Genomic DNA, 18,874 nt, shown 5'->3' with positions numbered 1-18,874 from the left:
TAAGGGGCAGGATCAGCATCACTATGGCTATACCAAAAAAATCTATACGGATTTTGAACTGAACGTGCTGATTAAAATGACGGGTAACGAAGAAGCAAACTCTGGTGTTTGTATCCGGCTACATCCGGCCAGTTTCGATATTGTACCCGGCTACCAAATAGACATGGGTAAAGGTTACTGGGGCTCGCTTTGGGAAGAGGGCCGCGCAGAAATGGTTCTAAAATACCCCGATTCACTGGCTGCAAAAGTTGTAAAAGCCAATGAATGGAACCACTATTATATCATCGCAAAAGGCCACCATATACAGGCATGGCTGAACGGCATTAAAACTATCGACATTCTTCATAGCGAAGGCTTTTTAGAGGGCAATATAGGCCTCCAGCTTTGCCACGGCAGGCAGAGATATACGGTTATCGACGTGAAAGCGAAGTATGTAAAAGAACTTTAAAGTTGGCAATTTAAACGATGGTTGTTTGATATTTTCGATATATTTAGTTATTCCCAGCTGAACATGAACAACTACTATGAAAAGGTAATTGCCGAACCTGAGATATTTAAACAATTTGCTTATAAAGAGTTATTGTTTATATACTATGACTGTCCTTTACTGGTATGCAAGCAGGACTGCTGGTCGCAACACAATTATCTGCTATACGCGGTAACGGGTAATAAGGGATTTCATACACCGGGCCGTTCCTGGATCCTTGAAGAAGGTTCTGCTGTATTTGTAAAAAAAGGGGCCTGCATTATAGAACGTTTTTCCGAAGATCTTCTTTGCCTGATGGCATTTTTTGTACCTGACTCTTATCTGAGATCATTCCTTTCAGGTGTTCCCTCCCTTCGTCATAATATGCAACTCGTTGATGGTCCGACTGAGACGGTGATCCCAATCGAAGTAAATCAGGTGATGAAGGCCTATTATAACTCAGTATTGCCTTATTTTACGTCAGGTATCCGACCTCCCGAGGACTTGCTGGAACTGAAATTTCGCGAGTTATTGCTCAACATTGTTTCAAATCCGGCTAATGACGAATTAAATGCTTATCTGCAGACACTGCTGACAGGCGATCCGGACAACCTCGAAAAAATCATTGAGGCCAATTGTTACTATAATCTGACGCTGAACGATTATGCAAAATTGTGCAACCGGAGCCTCTCCTCATTTAAACGGGATTTCCAAAAGGTATACCGTCTCCCACCCAGTCAATGGCTGCTTAATAAACGACTGATCTATGCCCAGAAACTGCTGCATACTTCCGATAAAGCGATAAACGATATTTCCTTTGAGAGCGGCTTTGAAAATAGCACCCATTTCAGCAGGGTTTTCAAGAAACAGTTCGGTGCTCCCCCCCTTCAATACCGCAAGCAGGCGACTGTATGGCTCTCGCCACAGCCACCGCTGGTCTAATTCTAATACTAGCTACTAAAGTTTGAACCATTTAGACAGATTTAAGACCCATACAGACAGCTCCTTTTTTTTGCCTGCCTTTATTTTTACGGTGACGTGTTGCTTCACGGCATTTCATTTTTCCTTCACCGTATAATTACTTATATTATGAAAAAGTTCATGATCGGATTAATTTCCATAGGCGTGCTTTTGTCAATGAGTTGTAGCAAACCCGGTTATCAGGCGCCACAGCCTGATAGATACCCCAATGAGGTAGCTGTCGCCTGGATGAAATTAAATATCCGGCTGACCCTGACAACACCGGGTTTTAATTCTATTGTGTCCGACCGGTTGTTTGGATACACCGGACTCACACTTTATGAGTCAATTGCACCTGGTATCGGAAAAGAGGCCTCTTTGCTTCCACTGTTAAGCAACGCCCCGGTGCTGAATACATCTGCCGACAAATCTCTTTTCTGGCCCGCTTCTGCCAACGCTGCGATGGCTGCCATCGCAAGAGATCTTTTTGGCAATGCCACACCGGCCGGCCTGGCATCCATCGATTCTTTGGAACAACTCTTTGCCGGACAATTTCAATCCTTAGTCGACCCGGTGCTGGTAAAAAAGTCCGTGGACTTTGGACGTGCAACAGCCGAGGCCATTTTCGAATGGTCCAAAACGGATGGCGGTGATCAGGCTTACCATCACATTACGTTCCCCGATTATCTACCGCCAACGGGTGAAGGTAAATGGGTTCCCACGCCCCCTCTTTTTGGTCCGCCGGTACATCCTTATTGGGGAAAGAACCGCTCCTTTGTACCCAATATCGCCGCACTAACCCAACCGCCGCCACCTTTAGCCTACTCCACTGAGACCGGCTCCCCCTTCTACAATATGGTCAATGAACTGTACACCATCTCGTTATCCCTTACGCACGAAGATACAGTCATTGTAAAGTTCTGGGCAGATGTCCCAGGCAGTCTTAACGTACCTGCACATGCTACCAATATTATCACTCAGTTGATCACCTTGAACCGGCTGGATCTGCAAAGTGCTGCAAAAGCGTATGCCTTACATGGGATTGCCATGTATGATGCCAGTATTTCTGTATTTAGTACCAAGTATCAATATAATCTGTTGCGGCCCATCACCTATATCAGAAGTGTGCTGTTACATCCCTTATGGAATAGCGTGATCCCCACGCCTCCTCATCCTGAGTATACCGCGGCCCATGCGGTTGTGTCGGGAGCAAGCGCAACCGTGCTGGAAAATATCTTTGGTAAAAACTATGCGTTCTCAGATCATACCTATGAAACGACACTTGGAACTCGCTCATTTGATTCCTTTGATGCGTATGCCAGGGAAGCAGGTCGTTCACGATTGCTGGGAGGGATACATTATGGCCCTTCCATCATGCTGGGAATAGCCCAGGGAAGACAGATTGGCGCCCTGGTAAATGCGTTATGTAATAGAAGACCGGCACCGAAAAACTATTGAATGCAAAATTGCAGGCAAAGCGCTCCTGAAATTTTCAGGGGCACTTTTTTGTTGAAAAACTATATTGTCTGGCATTAGCTTTAACCGCCGCCCGAACAAGTTCGGCGACTCCGCTCCAAACGCAAAAACCTTAAAATTCATCCCTTTATTCCGGAAGACAAACCCCAGATTGGATACTGAAGTCGAATTCAATCCGGAGGAGAAGGCTGATTATGAGGTTTTTCTAGTGAAAAGAATTATTTAACTTCGCATTATGTCAGTTATAAAGAAAAATACTACCCGTAAAAGGGCTAAAAAAAATCCTCCTACTGTTGTGATGGTCACAAAGACCTATCATCCTGCAACGGAGGCGAATTTTCCTGACAAGATAAAAAAGGTCAAAGAAGTTTTGACAAAAGCGGGTTTTCGTCCAGCGTGAATTCTTCTCCCTTATACAATTTCAATTAATAGCATTGGCCTTTTTCTCACTTGCAGAAGTTCATGATTTCGCTTCATTTGTCGCTATTCAAATGCCCTTTACGACGCGGCCGGCGGTTTAGAAAATATTACCTTTATTTCATAACCACAGCATATGGAATTAAAATCCACAGTAACTTATAAAGGCTATACGATAAAAACATTTTCATCGCCTGGAAAAGACATCATTAAAATTTATCTGGGAGAGGATCCGGTCGACTACAACGCTGAGATGGATGAGCACTACGAAGGATCCATATACGATAAAGAGGGGCTGGAAGGTGCCAAACAACACATTGACGAACTGGAAGAAAAGGAAAACAGCCTGTAATGAATAGGGAGATAATTTGTCATTATGTTGCGAGCAAGCCATGGCCTTCAGTAATGGTCCGTAGTATCTCTTTCTACTTGTACAGGCATTCCACATCCACAATCCCAGTCCAGAGGCTTATACCGTTCGAGACCTGCGAGTTTCTTATCTGCCTCGCGAATCTGCACCGCATTCTTCGAGTCTGTGGCCGTGACAGACAATTTATCCATGGAAAGCCCCAGTAGGGCTTCATTCATTTGTGCTTTCGTTACCAGGGAAAGGGTCAGGTCCGGAGACTGCTGCCGGCCCGTGATAAAATTTGTTATCCCGAAAACGACCTGTTCTTTGTATTCCCCCATGGCGATAATATATGCCCTTGTGCCCTGAGGCAGCGGTAGCCTACCGTCCTTCTTCCAAAATCCATAGGTATCCTGACTGTCCAGGGGTCCTCCTTCGAGCAATATCTTTGCAGCGGGGATCGCCAGGAACAAAGTCACGCTTTCTTTATAGGATCCCCGTAGTCTTACCATGAGTTCGCTATCCTCGTAACCCGGCAATCCTTTCATCAGGATATCGATATTATACCATCCGACGGTTTCGATCCTGAACTGGTAGTATACCGCAGAATGGGTTACCGGCTCAACCCTATCCGGGGGAAGAGCTCTTCCGGGCCCCGCAGGTCCCTCAACGACAGTACTTGTACCGGCGGGATCGACCCTTTTCAACTCCACCTGGGCACCGTTGCCCGATATCAACGCCCGTCTTATACCTTGCAATGAATCCTTTAGCCTGTTATACAGGATACAGCTGTCGAAAGCGCTTTTATAATCCCGAACCGTACTCCTGTCGAGCCCTTTGCTTTCGTTATCGATATAACGGAAAAGCCGGTTCATTGCACCATCGTCCAGGTTCGGGTATAGCGGCATCGCTGTTTTATTATAATGCTCAAACAAGCAGCGGCTGTATGGGTCTCCCGAGACTAGCATACTCCTATTATCACGGATAAAATTGACCAGCCATTGCCGGTTGCGCTTTTCGGGTAAAAAAGCCAGAGCCGGCCCCGTTATCGAATTGCCCATGCTATGGCAGCTTGCGCAATTAGAGATAAAGATCGTTTTGCCTTCGGCTATCGCTTTGGACTCCCGGCTATCGGTTAGCGGAACCGGGTTCGTCCAGTTGATAACCCCCTTACTGTCCTTATTCCCTTTGAATACCTGCATACCCTCTTGAAGCCTGTCGGTAGGGATGGATACCACTATTGCTTTTTTCAAGCGGACGGTTGCTCCTCCCGCTACATTGATGTAGATCATACCCCCACTGCTCAGCGGCTGCCCATCGCTACGCGTTATCAATCCTCCCCTCAGCATGTCGGCCATGGAATACGCCTCTTTAATTTCCAGCTGGATAATCGAGGCGCTATCGGCATCGATGGCGCCTTGGGGAATGTTCAGGAATGCTCCCTGGGCCGTCCGCAGCAGGGTATCCCTGGAAAGATCAATGGTATAGATGGTAGCGGGAAGTTTGTCCTCGCCGATACCGTTTTTTCGGGCAGGCTGTTGCGTGCAACTATACATTAGGATAGCTACTGGTAATAGAAATAGAACATATTTTCGCATAGGGGAGATCGTTTAGGTTAATAGCCAATAAAGTTACATAAAAAAAGACGGCTAGGTGCTCGTTAAGTCCTTTGTGACGGTTTAATCCACTACCAATTTTTGCGTATATTCCCTCCCATTCCCCGACCGCACTGCCCGGAGGATATAAACACCGGCAGCTATCCCACCCGGCATCTCCCAGCTGTCCACTTGTGACGAGCTACTCACTACCACCACCCGCTCCTGGATGAGCGTCCCCGTGATATTAAACAGGGCAACCTGATAGATCCCCGGCCCCGTCTGCCAGGAGAGGTGAAAATTGGTTCCCCGGGTTACCGGATTGGGGTAAATGTAAAGTACTGTTCTCGGCAAAAGCTGCAAGGTGATCAGCGTATCGGCCAAGAATTGCTTGAATGAATCTACCAGACCGATGCGCGTAGCAACTATACCTCCCTGCATGCCCGGACTATCTTCAGGCTCGCCTAAAGAGCTGGCCTTCGGCAACAACGTGGTGTCCAGGCGAGGATCTTCCGGTTCACAAACGGAATCCATGACGGTCACGCCAATGGCGCCCATGGTTTCCTGAATCGTGGCAACCTCGATTAGGGTACGTTCTTGTGAAACCGAATCTACCGGCTTCGGAACATGCCCGGAGTCTGCCAGGACCAGGTTTCCGAAAATAGCGTCACCGGCATCCACTGCTTTTGGCCTCGGCCGGTACTCCTGGGTCCCTGGCTTAGTGGGACAGTGAAGTCCCGACTCATCGGGCCTCAGCAATAGTCCTGCCAACAACCAGGGCCATCCCGGCAACCGGTTCATTTTCGGAGGAGAAAACGGCATTAGCTTTCGGTTCACCTGATCCGGTGTCAACCGACCACAGACATGGGAGCCGGCCTTGGCCAGGTAGCGCAAAATTTCCGGGTCACTCATTGCCGTGAAATCCACGACGGTCTTTTGGCAGGCCGCGCAATGCCGGCCTTTCTTGGCCGGCTGCATGGTCGCCCACTGCTCCTGGCAGGGAGTTGGAATGTGGATCTGCACGGATTTGGGCATACATAGAGGTTTGTTATAAGATGCGGGGAAAGGAAGATTGCATAAGGGATTGAAAGAATTCTATGGGAGGGTTAATGCCAAAATTGAAGCTGAAACCGATTTGAAGTTGAATTAAGGCGTTTTGCCAATCTATCTGATATAAAATGAACTTTTCCCATTATTTTGAATGAAAATACATTTGCATCTCATCACTTTACACATTTTCTTTATACCAGGAAACGTTAAGGTATTAATTTTAAAACCAGATGAAATTTTTTAGAGAAACCATACAATTGCCCGTTCAGCCTCATACGATGGGATGGCGGGGCGATCCACTGGTCTGTTACGAAAATGGAGAACAATAAAACATATCTGGGATTGGCTTCTTGGGGAAAGAAATACGATGAACGTCGCAACGTTCAAATCTGGATGGGGAGATGAAAATTATGTAACATATGTTGGTACTGATTTAACGGGAAGCATTTGTAGGTTAGTAACCGATTTCGCAGTAATAAATTGATGCAGCTACCAGAATATGTATTTTTACCTTTTTATGAACAGTTTAAATGAAATCAAGAGTTGGCTGCAAATCGCATTTGCAGAACCAGTTGACCGAATCAACGAGAGTTATTATTTTGATAGTCGAAACGGCGAGTTCTACTCTGTCTTTATAACCGATTATTTTCTGACAGACAAAAACTCAACTGAAGTTTATTCAAATTCTCCTTATTCAAAGGAAGAACTTGACAGTCTATCTGAAAGAATTGATAGGCAAGAGGATAACTCGAATTTCATTTTATCAATCCCGAGATTAACAATAGAAGAAAGAAAAGAGGTAATGCAAACATTCTTGGGCAGTCATACTTATTCGAATAACTCTGAATTGCTAAAAATCATCGATGCTGAAAATGGAAGAACAAATTTGGACTTTAATGGCATGCTTTCACCAGAAGAAAGTATTAGCTGGCAGGAATTCAAATACGATTTTATTCAAACTAAAATTGACTTATTCTTCAACCTCCATAATATAGATTGGGAAACATGTACTCTTTGGACTGACAAGAAGATGCTGAAAATGACCTTAGATGTTAGGAAACCTAATGGAATCGATAACAAGCCAGCAAAAAAGTCGTGGTGGAAGTTCTGGTAATCGATAGAGGTAATACAAATTTTACTAATAACAATCGAATAGAATATTTTAGCGAGTTAGAAAGTTTATAATACAAGCAAGCATTAAACATGGACTCTTCAAGAGAATATATAAACACATTGCCTATTGACAAATATTTAGCCGAAGAAATATTTGCATCCACGAGAAGGACAAAACTTTTAGAATGCTATTAAAATATCAAGACTTTATTTCCACGTTTAAAAATCAGGTTTATATACTGTCTTATGAGAGGCAAATAGAATTAGCAATAACAATCTGCAAGAGATTGTTTCCTGATTACGAGGCATTTTTTTCGCGCTACAAGTGGGGCAATCCCGATTTATTGAAAGAGGCGATTAAATTATGCGAACAATCGCGGAATATTTAAATTGACAAGGCTAAAATCGAGGATATGCTTCTAAGAATTGAAGCTATAACCCCTGATACGGATGATTATGGCGAATACATGGGTTCATATGCATTGAATGCGTGCGTAGCAATATCCTATTCATTGCAGTTCTTAATTGATAAGGATCCAATTGATATTTATCATGTTGGTACCTGCCTGACAGACACAATTGATTTTAAGATTCAAGAGGAAAACGATAATTTAACCGAAGAGCAAATAGACAATCATCCTGGCATAATCGAAACCAGGAATTATTTGATAAATGAGACTCTATAAAAATAACTGCCCGAAATATGGTTGAACTGCTTTTAATCAATTGACAATCAATCAGGATTTCCGTCGAATGCCCGCTCTTTTGAAATCCAGGTGGCATTAAGTGACTTTGTTAAACTTATTCCGGTACCCGGCAGGTGTAATACCTGCTATCCTTTTGAAAGTGCTGCGGAAAGCTTTCACATCGGCATATCCCACCTCATACATCACTTCGGTGATTTGTTTCAGCGTAGATTCAAACTGCCGCTTGGCGGCTTCCATTTTTATACGCTGAATATAATCTGCGGGTGATAATTGGGTCGCCCTCTTAAAACGACGTGAAAAATTGATCCGGTCCATCGCACAACGGCCAGCGAGTTCATCCACCGTCAGCCGGTCGCCAAGATGCAATTCAATATAATCCTGTACGGTACGGATAGTGTCATCTTTGTGATCCTTCAAGCCCTCGAAGAGCATAAATGGCGACTGCGAGTTGCGGTCGATATCGATCTCCAGCACCTTTGCGCAATAGAGTGCCGCCTCCCGGCCATTGTACTTTTCAACGAGGTAAAGCGCCAGGTTCAGGCTCGAAACCGCACCGCCGGCTGTATATATCCCTTGCTGGTCAGTAAGGATCTTATTGGTATGAAGATCCAGTTCAGGAAACAGCCGACGGAAATTACCCTCCGCCTTCCAGTGTGTGGCACAGGACTTCCCTTCCAGCAAGCCGGTCGCTGCCAGCAAAAAGGCGCCGGTGCACAGACTGGCTACTTCCGCGCCGGCATGGTATTGCCGGACTACCCAATCAAGGGCCTCGCGACTTTTGCAAATCGCATAATCGTCCCGCTCGCCAAAACCCGGCAGAATGATCAGACCGGGCTTGTCGGTATCGTTGAGTTGCGCTACCTGCAGGCTGAAGAACCCGTTGAGCAGCGGCTGCCGCAGGTTCGTACCGGCAATCCGTATCTGGAAATAAGCTTGTTCTCCTTTGCTCCGGTGAAACTCATTGGCTTTCTCAAACACTTCGATAGCGCCGAACAGAGAACTCGGTTTAAGCACTCCGTCTACGACTAAAAATGTTACTTCCTTCATTTGGCTAAGGTAACAGGAAGACACTGTACAAACAACCCCTTAGAATGCTAAATGTACCCCCTATGATTAATTGACCAACGTTATAATTTTGCCTTTATGAAAAATACGAACATACTGATCAGTGGTGCTGCCGGCCTTAGCGGCTCCCTTATCTTACAGGCGCTAAGCGACAGACGTCAACCCGTACGGGCGCTGGTGCGTGATGCGGCCAAAGCAACCTTTCTTAATCATTATCCTGGTATTGAGATCTTCCAGGGGGACATGCTTCGGAAAGAAAGCCTGAAAACAGCACTGGAAGGAATAGATCGGGCGGTGCTCATCTCATCCGCCAATGACCAGATGGTGGAAACCCAGCATAGCTTTATTGATGCCTGTAAAGAAGCGGGTGTGCGCCACGTTATTAAATTTTCGGGCGAGGAGTCACAGCTAGGCTATGACCCGCAACGATTCCGCTTTACCCGGGAGCATGAGCAGATTGAAGACTACCTGGAGAATTCCGGGCTGGAGTGGACCCATGTTCGGCCCAGTCAGTTTATGCAGGTATACCTGCGCGAAGCGGCCGGCATCCTTCGTACGGGAGAGCTTCGTCTGCCACTGGAACAGATCAGGATGTCACCGGTGGATCTGCAGGATGTGGCACAGGTTATAGCTGCACTGCTAATAGAAGGCGGGCATGAAGGTGAATCGTTTCGGATCACGGGACCGGAAGCGCTGGGAATGGCAGACATAGCGGCCATCATTTCTATTGTAGTTGGCAAGTCGCTGCGTTATGTGCCGGTCAGTTGGGAGGAACGATGCGAAATGCTGAAAGGGGCCGGTTTGCCGTCCTATTTTATTGAAGCACTGGCGGAACAGGCTGCTGAGCGTTGCAGGCACCCGGAAGCCATCGTTGATATCGCCGCACACCAGGTTTTCAAGCTATCGCCAACCACCTTTAAGCAATTTGCCAATCAATATGCCAGTAGATTTAGGCAAGTATGAAAAGTATCTTATTTCCCGACTATCTTTTTTCGGTGTGCCATTCCCCAATCTGTAAGATTCGTGATTATGGTTTGTAGTGTATTGCCGTGTTCCGTAAGCTCATATTGAACCGTTATGGGTTGTGTATCTAAAACGGTTCGTTTTACCAACCGGTTTATTTCTAATTCCTTTAATTCTTTGCTCAACATTCTGTTGGAAACTCCATCCACATCATTCAAAATATCGGTAAATCGCCTTTTACCGTAACAGCAAATAGACGAAATAATAGAGATCTTCCATTTCCCGTTCAGCACATCCATTGAATCTTGAACGGCTCTCATTCTTTTCTTTTGTTCCTGTTGAAACTCTTCTATTTTACACCTCATAATGTTACTTTGTTACATCTGTGTTACTGTTATTTTACAGCACTAAGTTACTAATAATAACTTTTCAAGTCTACTTTTGTGTCATTAAATAATTAAATGATTTCAAAATGAGTAAACTGAAAAACAAGGTTGCCGTGATTACAGGCGGCAATAGCGGTATCGGGTTTGGTATTGCTGAAGCATTTAAAAACGAAGGCGCAGTCGGTGCCATCGCCGGAAGAAATAAGACTACGTTGAACAGCACTGTTGAAACCCTGGGTGGTAATTTTATAGGTATAAAAGGAGACGTAACAAATCTTGATGACCTGGAGAACCTGTTTAGGACTACGGCCGATAAGTTTGGGAAGATAGACGCATTGGTAGTGAATGCAGGTGGCGTTGTGGACGGGATTCCCTTGATGGCGATAACCGATGTAACGGAAGAAGGTTACGATCGCTATATGGACCTGAATTTAAAAAGCGCCTATTTCACCGTAAAAAAATCGCTTCCTTATTTAAATGACGGCGCTTCCATTATACTGATCGCGTCGAACGCCGCACATCGGGCTGCACCCGGAGCGACGATATATGCCGCTGCAAAAGCGGCCGTTATTTCATTGGCCAGAGGCTTATCGCTCGATTTATTATCAAGGAGAATAAGGGTGAATACCATTTCGCCTGGCTCAATTGATACGCCGGTTTTTGGAAAGATGGTACCGCAGGATCTGGTGGACCAGGTGAAGCAAATTTATATAGATCTTACGCCGCTTGGCAGGCAAGGTACTCCGGCTGAGATCGGAAAAACGGCTGTATTTTTAGCCTCCGACGATTCATCTTTCATCGTAGGCGCCGATATCTTAGTGGACGGCGGTATGGCTAATTCCTTCTCCGTGAAATAAACTTATCACCAACTGCATTAAACCGGCAATAGAATATTCCCGCGATTATTATATCAGCGAGCAAGCTATCTAACTTGGTCGCTCAAATCTTAAATAAAAGAACTCATGAATAAATTAAAAAACAAAGTAGCGATTGTAACAGGTGCTTCAAAAGGAATAGGCGCATCTATCGCAAAACACTTTGCCGCTGAAGGCGCAAAGGTTGTAGTAAATTATGCTTCAAGCAAAGAAGGAGCGGATAAAGTGGTGAAAGCCATAACCGATAATGGAGGCACAGCCATTTCGGTACAGGCCGACGTTTCGAAAGAAGCCGATGTAACCAGGCTGTTTGAAGAAACAAAGAAGGCTTTCGGCAGGTTGGATATTTTAGTAAACAACGCGGTCTTTCAAGGATACGCACCTATTGAACAGATATCAGAAGAAATTTTTCATCAGTCTTTCAACGTCAATGTTTTGGGGCCTATACTTACTACGCAGGCATCTTTGAAACTGTTTAGCGATAAGGGTGGGAATATCATTAATATCAGTTCGGCTGCAAGCAAAATGCCTCTTCCGGCAGCCTCGTTATATTCTGCATCTAAAGCGGCATTAGATGCTATAACAATTTCTTTGTCCAAAGAACTGGGTGCAAAAAACATTCGTATCAATTCTATTTTGCCGGGCGCTACGGAAACAGAAGGTGCACGTAGTGCGGGCGTCACCACTGGCAGTGAGTATGAAACAATGTTTATTTCCAAAACACCGCTTGGTCGTAGAGGTCAGCCCGAAGATATTGCGAAAGCTGCTGTATTTCTTGCTTCCGATGATGCAGCTTGGATTACGGGAGAGCAAATTTCCGTTTCGGGTGGTATGTATGGTTTTTAGTCAAAAAAAATGAAAGACAATGGGGCGGAATTATTGGTTGACGGTGGTTTCACCAACTACGCACTAAAACAATTGTTTCAAAAGGATAAGTTTCTTTCAAATCCCTGTTTCTTCCGGAAGCAGGGATTTTTTTATTAAGAGTTTTAGCCAAGGCACCCCTTTTTTGTTATATACCCATTAGCCCAATTCATAGAAAAGTCAGAAAGCGATGGCGATTTTGGCGCAACCACACCCTAACAATGTCCTATTCTAGCCTTATATTGAAGCGAAGCGGTTTTTATCTTTATATTCATAAATCCTTAAAAAATGATCAGCATTACCAGGGCTGAAAGAAATTAAAACTAAACTCAATCGAATGAGGAATTTAATCTACTCCATCAACCTTACCATTGATGGCTGCGTCGACCACACTAAAGGGACTGGAAGTGAAGACATACTTGAATTCTTTGCAGACCTCATTCGGGGCGCTGACCTGCTTGTCTATGGGCGGATAACCTATCAATTGATGGTTCCCTATTGGCCTGATATCGCAAAAAACAAGTCAGGAGATGCAGATGAAATCGAATTTGCCCAGGTATTTGACTCCGCCAATAAGCTTGTTTTTTCCCGTTCGCTGGATAAGGTTGAAGACAAAAGATCGACGATTGCGCGAAATTCACTTCAGGGCGAAATACTGAAATTGAAACAGCAACAGGGTAAATATATCCTGCTCGGCGGTGTAGACCTTCCGTCGCAACTTATAGAGCTTGGTCTGGTTGATGAGTTTATTTTTGTGGTTCAGCCGGTCATTGCAGGCGAAGGGAGACGCTTGTTGGATGGCATAAGCCTGCAGGTTAAATTACCATTGAAACTTGTTGAGTCAAAGACTCTCAAGTCAGGGTCTGTGGTGCTCCACTACGTGAAACAGTAAAAGAAAAATCTGGGACAGGAGGATATTATATTTGGTGCTATGTAAAGTTTGTTTTACATTTAGTAAACTAAACTTTACATAAAATGAAACGGCATATCTTATTTCCCTACTGGTGTCGTTATCTGGGTTGGGGGATGGTCATTGCCCATGTTCCTATAACGATAATCGGCAGAAAGAATGGAATGATCAACCCACTTGACAATCCTGCAGGAAGCAGCGGCCTTTTTAGCGGCGAACATCTCTTTTTTACAGGTACCACCCTACTAATGACACTGGGCTTATTTTTTGTTGCCTTTGCCAGGGATAGGATTGAAGACGAACAAATAGGATATATACGGCTTTATTGCCTGCGTTGGGCCATCTGTATCAATTACCTGATCCTAATCATTAGTCTTGTTTTTTTCAATGATACCGCGCATATTCTGGAGCTCAACTTATGGGTTCCGCTTATCTTTTTTATCATTTGCTTCAGGTGGGCTATTTTTCGTCTGAATCGATCATTAAGCCAGGAGGAGTAGAAATGAAGAATACTATTCGCATAGAACGTGCTGTAAAAAACATAACACAAGCAGAGCTTGCCGACCAGGTTGGAGTATCCCGGCAAACTATCAATTCGATTGAAAGCAATAAATATATACCCTCAACCGTGCTGGCGTTAAAAATAGCAAGGATATTCAGCAAGCCTTTGGAAACAATTTTTATATTGGAAGAAGGAGATTAAAGCAGTCCTGATTTTAAAACAGCGAATCACTAAAAATGGAGGATAATCCAAATGGAATCAAAAACCAAATTTGTGCCAGTGCTATCAATTGGCAGTGGCGTAACGGATATTGAATTTTATAAAACAGCTTTTGGGGCCATTCAATTGTGGCGGCTTGACAACCCGGATGGCTCTGTGCATGTGGCAGCATTTACTATTAACGACCTTGTGTTTCGTCTGCATGAAGAAAGTAAAGACGGCCGACATTTAAGCCCGGATAAAGCAGGCTGTACCACGGTGACAATCGGCTTGAGCGTACAGGATGTACATGCGGTAGTTGCTGAAGCGGTGACTGCTGGGGCCACGTTGTTGTCGACGGTTACCGATTATGAGTATGGTTATCGGCAGGGAGAGATCAAAGACCCGTTTGGACATCATTGGCTTATTGAAAAGCTATTAAGCAAGGAAGCTTTGGATAATTTTTTGACTAAAAAACAGAAATAATAAAAGGCCATAAGTAATTGAAATATGGCACTTTACAATGTGTCACGAAAAACCTACAGGATCATTGGGAGAAAAACACACATTCAATTTCCCAGGACCTTTCTTTATAGTTTTAGACAATGCATATACTTAACTACATTCAACCAGTACCGATTTATCCTTTAGAGCCATACGATTTAGCGTCTTTCGGGATGTCTTGCTTTTTTTCGCCGTCCCCTTTCGAGCAAGCGACGCGCCCTTCTCAAAAAGCAAAAACCTCCGCTGTCGCGGAGGCTTTGCCAATCTATGTGTCGGGAAGAGAGGATTACTTCCGGCCCCCGGCCTCCTGTGATCCTGTAGCTCTGCTGACCTTCAGTGGGCCTGCTTTGCCACGGCCCATCTCGGTCGTAACCATCGCTTCGCTCGGTTACCCAAAAAGCCTCGTCCCGACTTCGTCGGAACCCGCATCACCACCTATCAATTGATGGTTCCCTATTGGCCTGATATCGCAAAAAATAAGTCCGGAGATGCAGAGGAAATCGAATTTGCGCAGGTATTTGCCTCCACCGATAAGTGTTTTTCCCGTTCGCTGGATAAGGTTGAAGACAAAAGATCGACGATTTCGCGTAATTCAGGCGAAATTACCATTGAAACTTGTTGAGTCAAAGACTCTCAAGTCAGGATGTGTTGTTCTTCACTACGTTAAACAGTGAGAGAAAAAATGCTTGACCGGCTTCAATTCCCATACTTCGTTATCAAATGAGTTTACATTAACTATTATGATGGATTTATCTCATGCTGAGAAACAAATTTACTATGTCACGAATTTTCAAGACCTTGTTTCTACGCCTTTTAATGGAAAAATAAATGCGATTTGTTGGACTCGTAAACTGATAGGTGATTTTTCTGAGATTGTTAAAAAGGTAAAGCTAAGCGGAAATATAACAGCAATTGAACAAGAGGAACTTCGTGAACTTCAGTTAAGTGTACAAGGGCAACTTGCACGTGAAATTCTTTTAAATGACTTTAAAGTATTGAAAGATCATGGCGCATCGCCAATCCTTAATGTGATTAACTACTATGATCGGGATGACACCTACCCATTTTTTCCAACAGATGTTTATTCTTTTCATGTAGATCGCTCCCCCATACCAATTGATACCTTTTTATGCACCTACTATGGCGAGTCGAGTGAAATATTGCCAAATTCACAAGGCAAAAAAAAAGTACTTATTCCAGAGATACGTGATGAACTTAAAAAACTATATCATGGAGCAGATGAAGGTTTTGAATCATTCTTAAGTGAACATTTCTTTGATCTACACTATCAAGCTAAACCTGATGCACGTCCAATAAGCTTAGGCCTTGGTCACCTATGGAGGTTGGCGGTTGATCATCCTGAAAGTCAAGTTTCTCCTTGTCTTCACCGTGCACCAAAGGAAAAATCCGGACAGAATAGGTTGTTGATGATCTGTTGACCACCAAACTTTGACATGTAAGGGATGTATTTCGAACTAAATAAACCCGCTGTGAAAGCGGGTTTCAAAAAACAGAGTAAAAAATAGAGTGACCATTTTCTTTTATATTCTACTGTTGATATAAAAATCAAATAATTCCTTATCGGGAGCCCCTATGGTATGGTCTAAGCAGCCATCGAAGCTTCCTTGAAACTATCCACAAAAAGATCGAGGTTTTTCGCTTCCAGGTGAATGACAAAATCGATATCCCTGATCATTCTCGGAACAGTGTATATACCCAATGCTATACTGCCCGAGAGCATGTAGGGTATCTCGTCTTGATCAAGTACGTCCGTAATTTTTTGAAAGAAAGAAAGATTACTTCCAGCCTCAAGCCTCCAGTGATCCTAAAATGGGGTGGCCGAGTTTTTCAAATTTTGTATCATAACTGATTGATTATTAAAGAATAATAATGTCGCGTTGAATTGTATGTAAATTGGCAATAAAATTCATGTAAATTGGCAATTTTTTATGTGTAAATTGCATATATTTTATATGCAAATTGGCAATTTTTAATCGGATTTCACATACAATTTGGTCCCAAATGAGCAGATTTATTCACAGACGGATAGCCCCCATCATTGAAGCTCAGCAATCAAAGTTTCCGGTGCTTGCCGTTACCGGACCCAGGCAATCCGGGAAAACAACTTTGTTAAAAACGCTCTTTAAGGATTACAGATACGTTTCACTTGAAAACCCCAACACTCGTTCATTCGCATCCGAAGACCCCATTGGTTTTCTAAACCTGTATGATAGACAAGTTATTTTCGATGAAGTTCAGCGGGTACCGGAACTGTTTTCATATATACAGAGCAGAGTGGATGAATCCGGACAGATGGGACAATTTATATTATCAGGTTCACAAAACTTCCACCTGCTCAATAACATCACTCAAACCCTGGCAGGAAGGGTCGCATTGTTCAAGCTGCTTCCTTTAGATTTCACTGAACTAAAATCTGTCGATTTGTTGCAGGCTACACCTACGTTAGCCAGCCTTAAGGGCTTTTATCCGGCCATTTTTGACAGGGATATAGACCCCGTGGTTTTCTATTCCAACTATATTCAAACCTACATTGAAAAGGATGTAACTGAATTATTGAATATACGGGATTTGAAATTATTCAGGACATTCGTAGGCTTATGTGCTGGCAGAGCTGGCCAATTAGTAAATTATAGTGCGTTGGCCAATGAATGCGATATTTCTCACAATACAGCAAAAGCATGGTTATCGCTTTTGGAAAGCAGTTACATTATTTTCTTTTTACAGCCCTATCATCAAAATTTCAACAAGCGGTTAATCAAAACTCCCAAGCTTTACTTCTATGATACAGGCCTACTGAATTATTTACTGGGAATAAGAACATCTGCTGAATTAGAAGAAACCAGTCTGAAAGGCCATGTATTTGAAAACATGATCGTGGCTGAATACCAGAAAAAGAATCATCATTTATACCTTCACCAGGATTATTATTTCTGGCAAGATAGCAGTGCTCATGAAGTTGATCTATTGATAAAAGAGACACCAGGCTTTTCGATTTTCGAAATAAAGTCGACTCAGACCATAAGTACAGCTTTGTTTAAACAACTGAACCACTTTGAAAAACTCGCTGAGCCCGCTAATGTAAGTAAAACACTGATCTATGGCGGAACAGAAAATGAGAAAAGGTCACAGTACAATATAGTTAGCTGGAAAAATATTTCAGATTAAAATAACTGAGTCGTAATTGCCGATCACATCGAACCATTTTATTACCGAACTAGATAAGTTGGTGGCGTTTTTTTCTCGCCTTCCTACTATAAACAACAGCAGATTAAATAATTAGAATATAAGTTATTCGTTATCCTTAACTTGGCACCCAAATAAGAATAAGTTCCATGCCAAATTTCACCCAGTTACGTGCGATTTGTAAAGAGTCAACCGACTTTTCAAACGTCGTCATAGATGACTTCTTAATGCCCTATGCTAGCGTAAGTACCTTATTTTAAATGAAGAAAGTAGGCGCATCAGGGTCAGACCCAGACATACATCATTTAATAGATACCCCACATTTCTTTGGTTAATTATCGGCGAGGGGAAGTATGGGGAAAAGATATCTTATAAGGAGATCTGCCGGGTATTAAAAGTGAGCATGCGAATGATAGACCGAGCTAAAAAACGATTTGTAGAAGAAGACTTCACAGCCTGCGTTGAACGGAAGCCTCTGCGAAGGAAATTAACTTTTCGAACCGTAAAAACCGCTCTGGTAGCCGGTTTCGTAAAAAAAGGTAAAATATGATCGGGAAAGATGGACAAATGTCGAACTTTCATTGATTTATACTATTTTGGGCGCTGTTACCCTGAACCAATCGTACAATGACCAAACCCTGGCTTATCCTTGGTGCCATTTTGTTGCTTACCCTGTCCTGTCTTGCACAGGCGCCACCTGTCAATAGGCCAAGACCTTTCTTTTCACCTATTCGAGGAGATAGTGCCGCCTATTTCCAGAAGACGATGGGAGCTAACGAGAACGGCGGCCGGCCGGTGCAACCTGCTGCCGGACGGCAGCCGATGCCTGCTCAAAATGCGGCTTCCGCACTAAGACGGCCAAAGCCTGCACAAACTGGCGCCTTCGCAATGGGAAAGGCCGTGGCAGTCGGTAAAGCGGTGGCGGGGAAACTGGTGACCGGGAGATCGGCTCGCCCGCTCGGGGCATCGGCTTGCATCGACACCATGGGACACATATTGACCAGCGAGACAAATAACACCGGGCTGGGAGTCGACTATATCACCAAGACCCGTGACGGCGGCGTCCTTGCTCCCGGCTATCGCTGGAGTTCCGGTACTCCCCCTTATACCTTCCCCTATCTCGTAAAATATACTCAGCAGGGCAGTATCGCCTGGGCAAAATCCTTCGACGGACTGGGTATCTATCCGCGTAGGCATACGATCCGGAGCATCTTTGAATGGAACGTTGGAGGGCTTACATTTGCCTCAGGACAGTAAGTGAGGTAAGAAA

General features: G+C 44.0%; 22 protein-coding genes and 1 pseudogene. 18 read left to right on the top strand and 5 right to left on the bottom strand.

Annotated features, from left to right (window positions below; genetic code table 11):
* Positions 1-16: 16 nt before the first annotated feature.
* The 5 genes and pseudogenes from ACX0G9_RS12425 to ACX0G9_RS12405 all read left to right on the top strand — a co-directional run.
* Positions 17-448 (top strand): annotated as a pseudogene (locus ACX0G9_RS12425) (3-keto-disaccharide hydrolase); the annotation flags it as partial.
* Between the two features lie 63 nt (positions 449-511).
* A complete protein-coding gene (locus tag ACX0G9_RS12420; RefSeq protein WP_459065230.1) occupies positions 512-1,408 on the top strand; it encodes a helix-turn-helix domain-containing protein in 897 nt (298 codons plus the stop codon).
* A gap of 147 nt (positions 1,409-1,555) precedes the next feature.
* Positions 1,556-2,884 (top strand): vanadium-dependent haloperoxidase, encoded by a 1,329-nt coding sequence (locus ACX0G9_RS12415; RefSeq protein ID WP_459065229.1) that lies wholly within the window; start codon positions 1,556-1,558, stop codon positions 2,882-2,884.
* Positions 2,885-3,137: 253 nt separating this feature from the next.
* On the top strand, positions 3,138-3,302 hold the full coding sequence (locus tag ACX0G9_RS12410) for a hypothetical protein (RefSeq protein WP_459065228.1): 165 nt from the start codon (positions 3,138-3,140) through the stop codon (positions 3,300-3,302).
* Positions 3,303-3,455: 153 nt separating this feature from the next.
* Positions 3,456-3,671: a hypothetical protein gene (locus ACX0G9_RS12405; protein ID WP_459065227.1), complete on the top strand. Its 216-nt coding sequence runs from the start codon at positions 3,456-3,458 to the stop codon at positions 3,669-3,671.
* 47 nt (positions 3,672-3,718) lie between these two features.
* On the opposite strand, the gene ACX0G9_RS12400 is transcribed toward ACX0G9_RS12405, so the two are convergent.
* Both ACX0G9_RS12400 and ACX0G9_RS12395 read right to left on the bottom strand, forming a co-directional pair.
* On the bottom strand, positions 3,719-5,266 hold the full coding sequence (locus tag ACX0G9_RS12400) for a c-type cytochrome (protein ID WP_459065226.1): 1,548 nt from the start codon (positions 5,264-5,266) through the stop codon (positions 3,719-3,721).
* 81 nt (positions 5,267-5,347) lie between these two features.
* Complete coding sequence (locus ACX0G9_RS12395; RefSeq protein WP_459065225.1) at positions 5,348-6,298, bottom strand: T9SS type A sorting domain-containing protein; 951 nt, start codon at positions 6,296-6,298, stop codon at positions 5,348-5,350.
* Positions 6,299-6,596: 298 nt separating this feature from the next.
* On the opposite strand from ACX0G9_RS12395, the gene ACX0G9_RS12390 reads away from it, so the two are divergent.
* The 3 genes from ACX0G9_RS12390 (at position 6,597) to ACX0G9_RS12380 (ending at position 8,112) form a co-directional block, all read left to right on the top strand.
* The gene (locus tag ACX0G9_RS12390) at positions 6,597-6,797 is read left to right on the top strand and encodes a DUF4241 domain-containing protein (RefSeq protein ID WP_459065224.1); all 201 of its coding nucleotides are present in this window, start codon (positions 6,597-6,599) and stop codon (positions 6,795-6,797) included.
* Between the two features lie 33 nt (positions 6,798-6,830).
* Positions 6,831-7,427 carry a UPF0158 family protein gene (locus ACX0G9_RS12385; protein ID WP_459065223.1) on the top strand — a complete coding sequence of 199 codons (597 nt, stop codon included), beginning with the start codon at positions 6,831-6,833 and terminating at the stop codon, positions 7,425-7,427.
* Positions 7,428-7,815: 388 nt separating this feature from the next.
* A complete protein-coding gene (locus ACX0G9_RS12380; protein WP_459065380.1) occupies positions 7,816-8,112 on the top strand; it encodes a DUF416 family protein in 297 nt (98 codons plus the stop codon).
* 96 nt (positions 8,113-8,208) lie between these two features.
* Here ACX0G9_RS12380 and ACX0G9_RS12375 read toward each other — a convergent pair whose 3' ends face one another.
* Positions 8,209-9,180: a GlxA family transcriptional regulator gene (locus ACX0G9_RS12375; protein ID WP_459065222.1), complete on the bottom strand. Its 972-nt coding sequence runs from the start codon at positions 9,178-9,180 to the stop codon at positions 8,209-8,211.
* 96 nt (positions 9,181-9,276) lie between these two features.
* Here ACX0G9_RS12375 and ACX0G9_RS12370 point away from each other — a divergent pair, with 96 nt between their 5' ends.
* Positions 9,277-10,161, top strand: a complete 885-nt coding sequence (locus ACX0G9_RS12370; protein ID WP_459065221.1) for an NmrA family NAD(P)-binding protein — start codon at positions 9,277-9,279, stop codon at positions 10,159-10,161.
* 8 nt (positions 10,162-10,169) lie between these two features.
* On the opposite strand, the gene ACX0G9_RS12365 is transcribed toward ACX0G9_RS12370, so the two are convergent.
* Complete coding sequence (locus ACX0G9_RS12365) at positions 10,170-10,481, bottom strand: winged helix-turn-helix transcriptional regulator (protein WP_459065220.1); 312 nt, start codon at positions 10,479-10,481, stop codon at positions 10,170-10,172.
* Positions 10,482-10,633: 152 nt separating this feature from the next.
* Between ACX0G9_RS12365 and ACX0G9_RS12360 the strand changes: the two genes are divergently transcribed.
* The 7 genes from ACX0G9_RS12360 (at position 10,634) to ACX0G9_RS12330 (ending at position 15,839) form a co-directional block, all read left to right on the top strand.
* On the top strand, positions 10,634-11,404 hold the full coding sequence (locus tag ACX0G9_RS12360) for an SDR family oxidoreductase (RefSeq protein ID WP_459065219.1): 771 nt from the start codon (positions 10,634-10,636) through the stop codon (positions 11,402-11,404).
* A gap of 105 nt (positions 11,405-11,509) precedes the next feature.
* Positions 11,510-12,268 (top strand): SDR family NAD(P)-dependent oxidoreductase, encoded by a 759-nt coding sequence (locus ACX0G9_RS12355; RefSeq protein ID WP_459065218.1) that lies wholly within the window; start codon positions 11,510-11,512, stop codon positions 12,266-12,268.
* Between the two features lie 355 nt (positions 12,269-12,623).
* Positions 12,624-13,178: a dihydrofolate reductase family protein gene (locus ACX0G9_RS12350; protein WP_459065217.1), complete on the top strand. Its 555-nt coding sequence runs from the start codon at positions 12,624-12,626 to the stop codon at positions 13,176-13,178.
* 83 nt (positions 13,179-13,261) lie between these two features.
* A complete protein-coding gene (locus ACX0G9_RS12345; RefSeq protein ID WP_459065216.1) occupies positions 13,262-13,696 on the top strand; it encodes a hypothetical protein in 435 nt (144 codons plus the stop codon).
* A gap of 2 nt (positions 13,697-13,698) precedes the next feature.
* Positions 13,699-13,899, top strand: coding sequence for a helix-turn-helix transcriptional regulator (locus tag ACX0G9_RS12340; protein WP_459065215.1), 201 nt, complete (start codon positions 13,699-13,701; stop codon positions 13,897-13,899).
* A 51-nt stretch (positions 13,900-13,950) separates the two neighbouring features.
* Entirely contained in the window at positions 13,951-14,382 is a 432-nt protein-coding gene (locus ACX0G9_RS12335) for a VOC family protein (RefSeq protein WP_459065214.1), read from the top strand.
* Positions 14,383-15,140: 758 nt separating this feature from the next.
* Positions 15,141-15,839 carry a hypothetical protein gene (locus ACX0G9_RS12330; protein WP_459065213.1) on the top strand — a complete coding sequence of 233 codons (699 nt, stop codon included), beginning with the start codon at positions 15,141-15,143 and terminating at the stop codon, positions 15,837-15,839.
* Between the two features lie 164 nt (positions 15,840-16,003).
* Here ACX0G9_RS12330 and ACX0G9_RS12325 read toward each other — a convergent pair whose 3' ends face one another.
* The gene (locus tag ACX0G9_RS12325; protein WP_459065212.1) at positions 16,004-16,141 is read right to left on the bottom strand and encodes a hypothetical protein; all 138 of its coding nucleotides are present in this window, start codon (positions 16,139-16,141) and stop codon (positions 16,004-16,006) included.
* Positions 16,142-16,422: 281 nt separating this feature from the next.
* Between ACX0G9_RS12325 and ACX0G9_RS12320 the strand changes: the two genes are divergently transcribed.
* Entirely contained in the window at positions 16,423-17,586 is a 1,164-nt protein-coding gene (locus ACX0G9_RS12320; protein WP_459065211.1) for an ATP-binding protein, read from the top strand.
* A 645-nt stretch (positions 17,587-18,231) separates the two neighbouring features.
* Positions 18,232-18,861 (top strand): hypothetical protein, encoded by a 630-nt coding sequence (locus ACX0G9_RS12315; RefSeq protein WP_459065210.1) that lies wholly within the window; start codon positions 18,232-18,234, stop codon positions 18,859-18,861.
* Positions 18,862-18,874 lie beyond the last annotated feature (13 nt).

The organism is Flavitalea flava (genome assembly GCF_054461575.1).
Note: the sequence above shows the minus strand (reverse complement) of the source record. Positions and strands in the feature narration are given on the sequence as shown.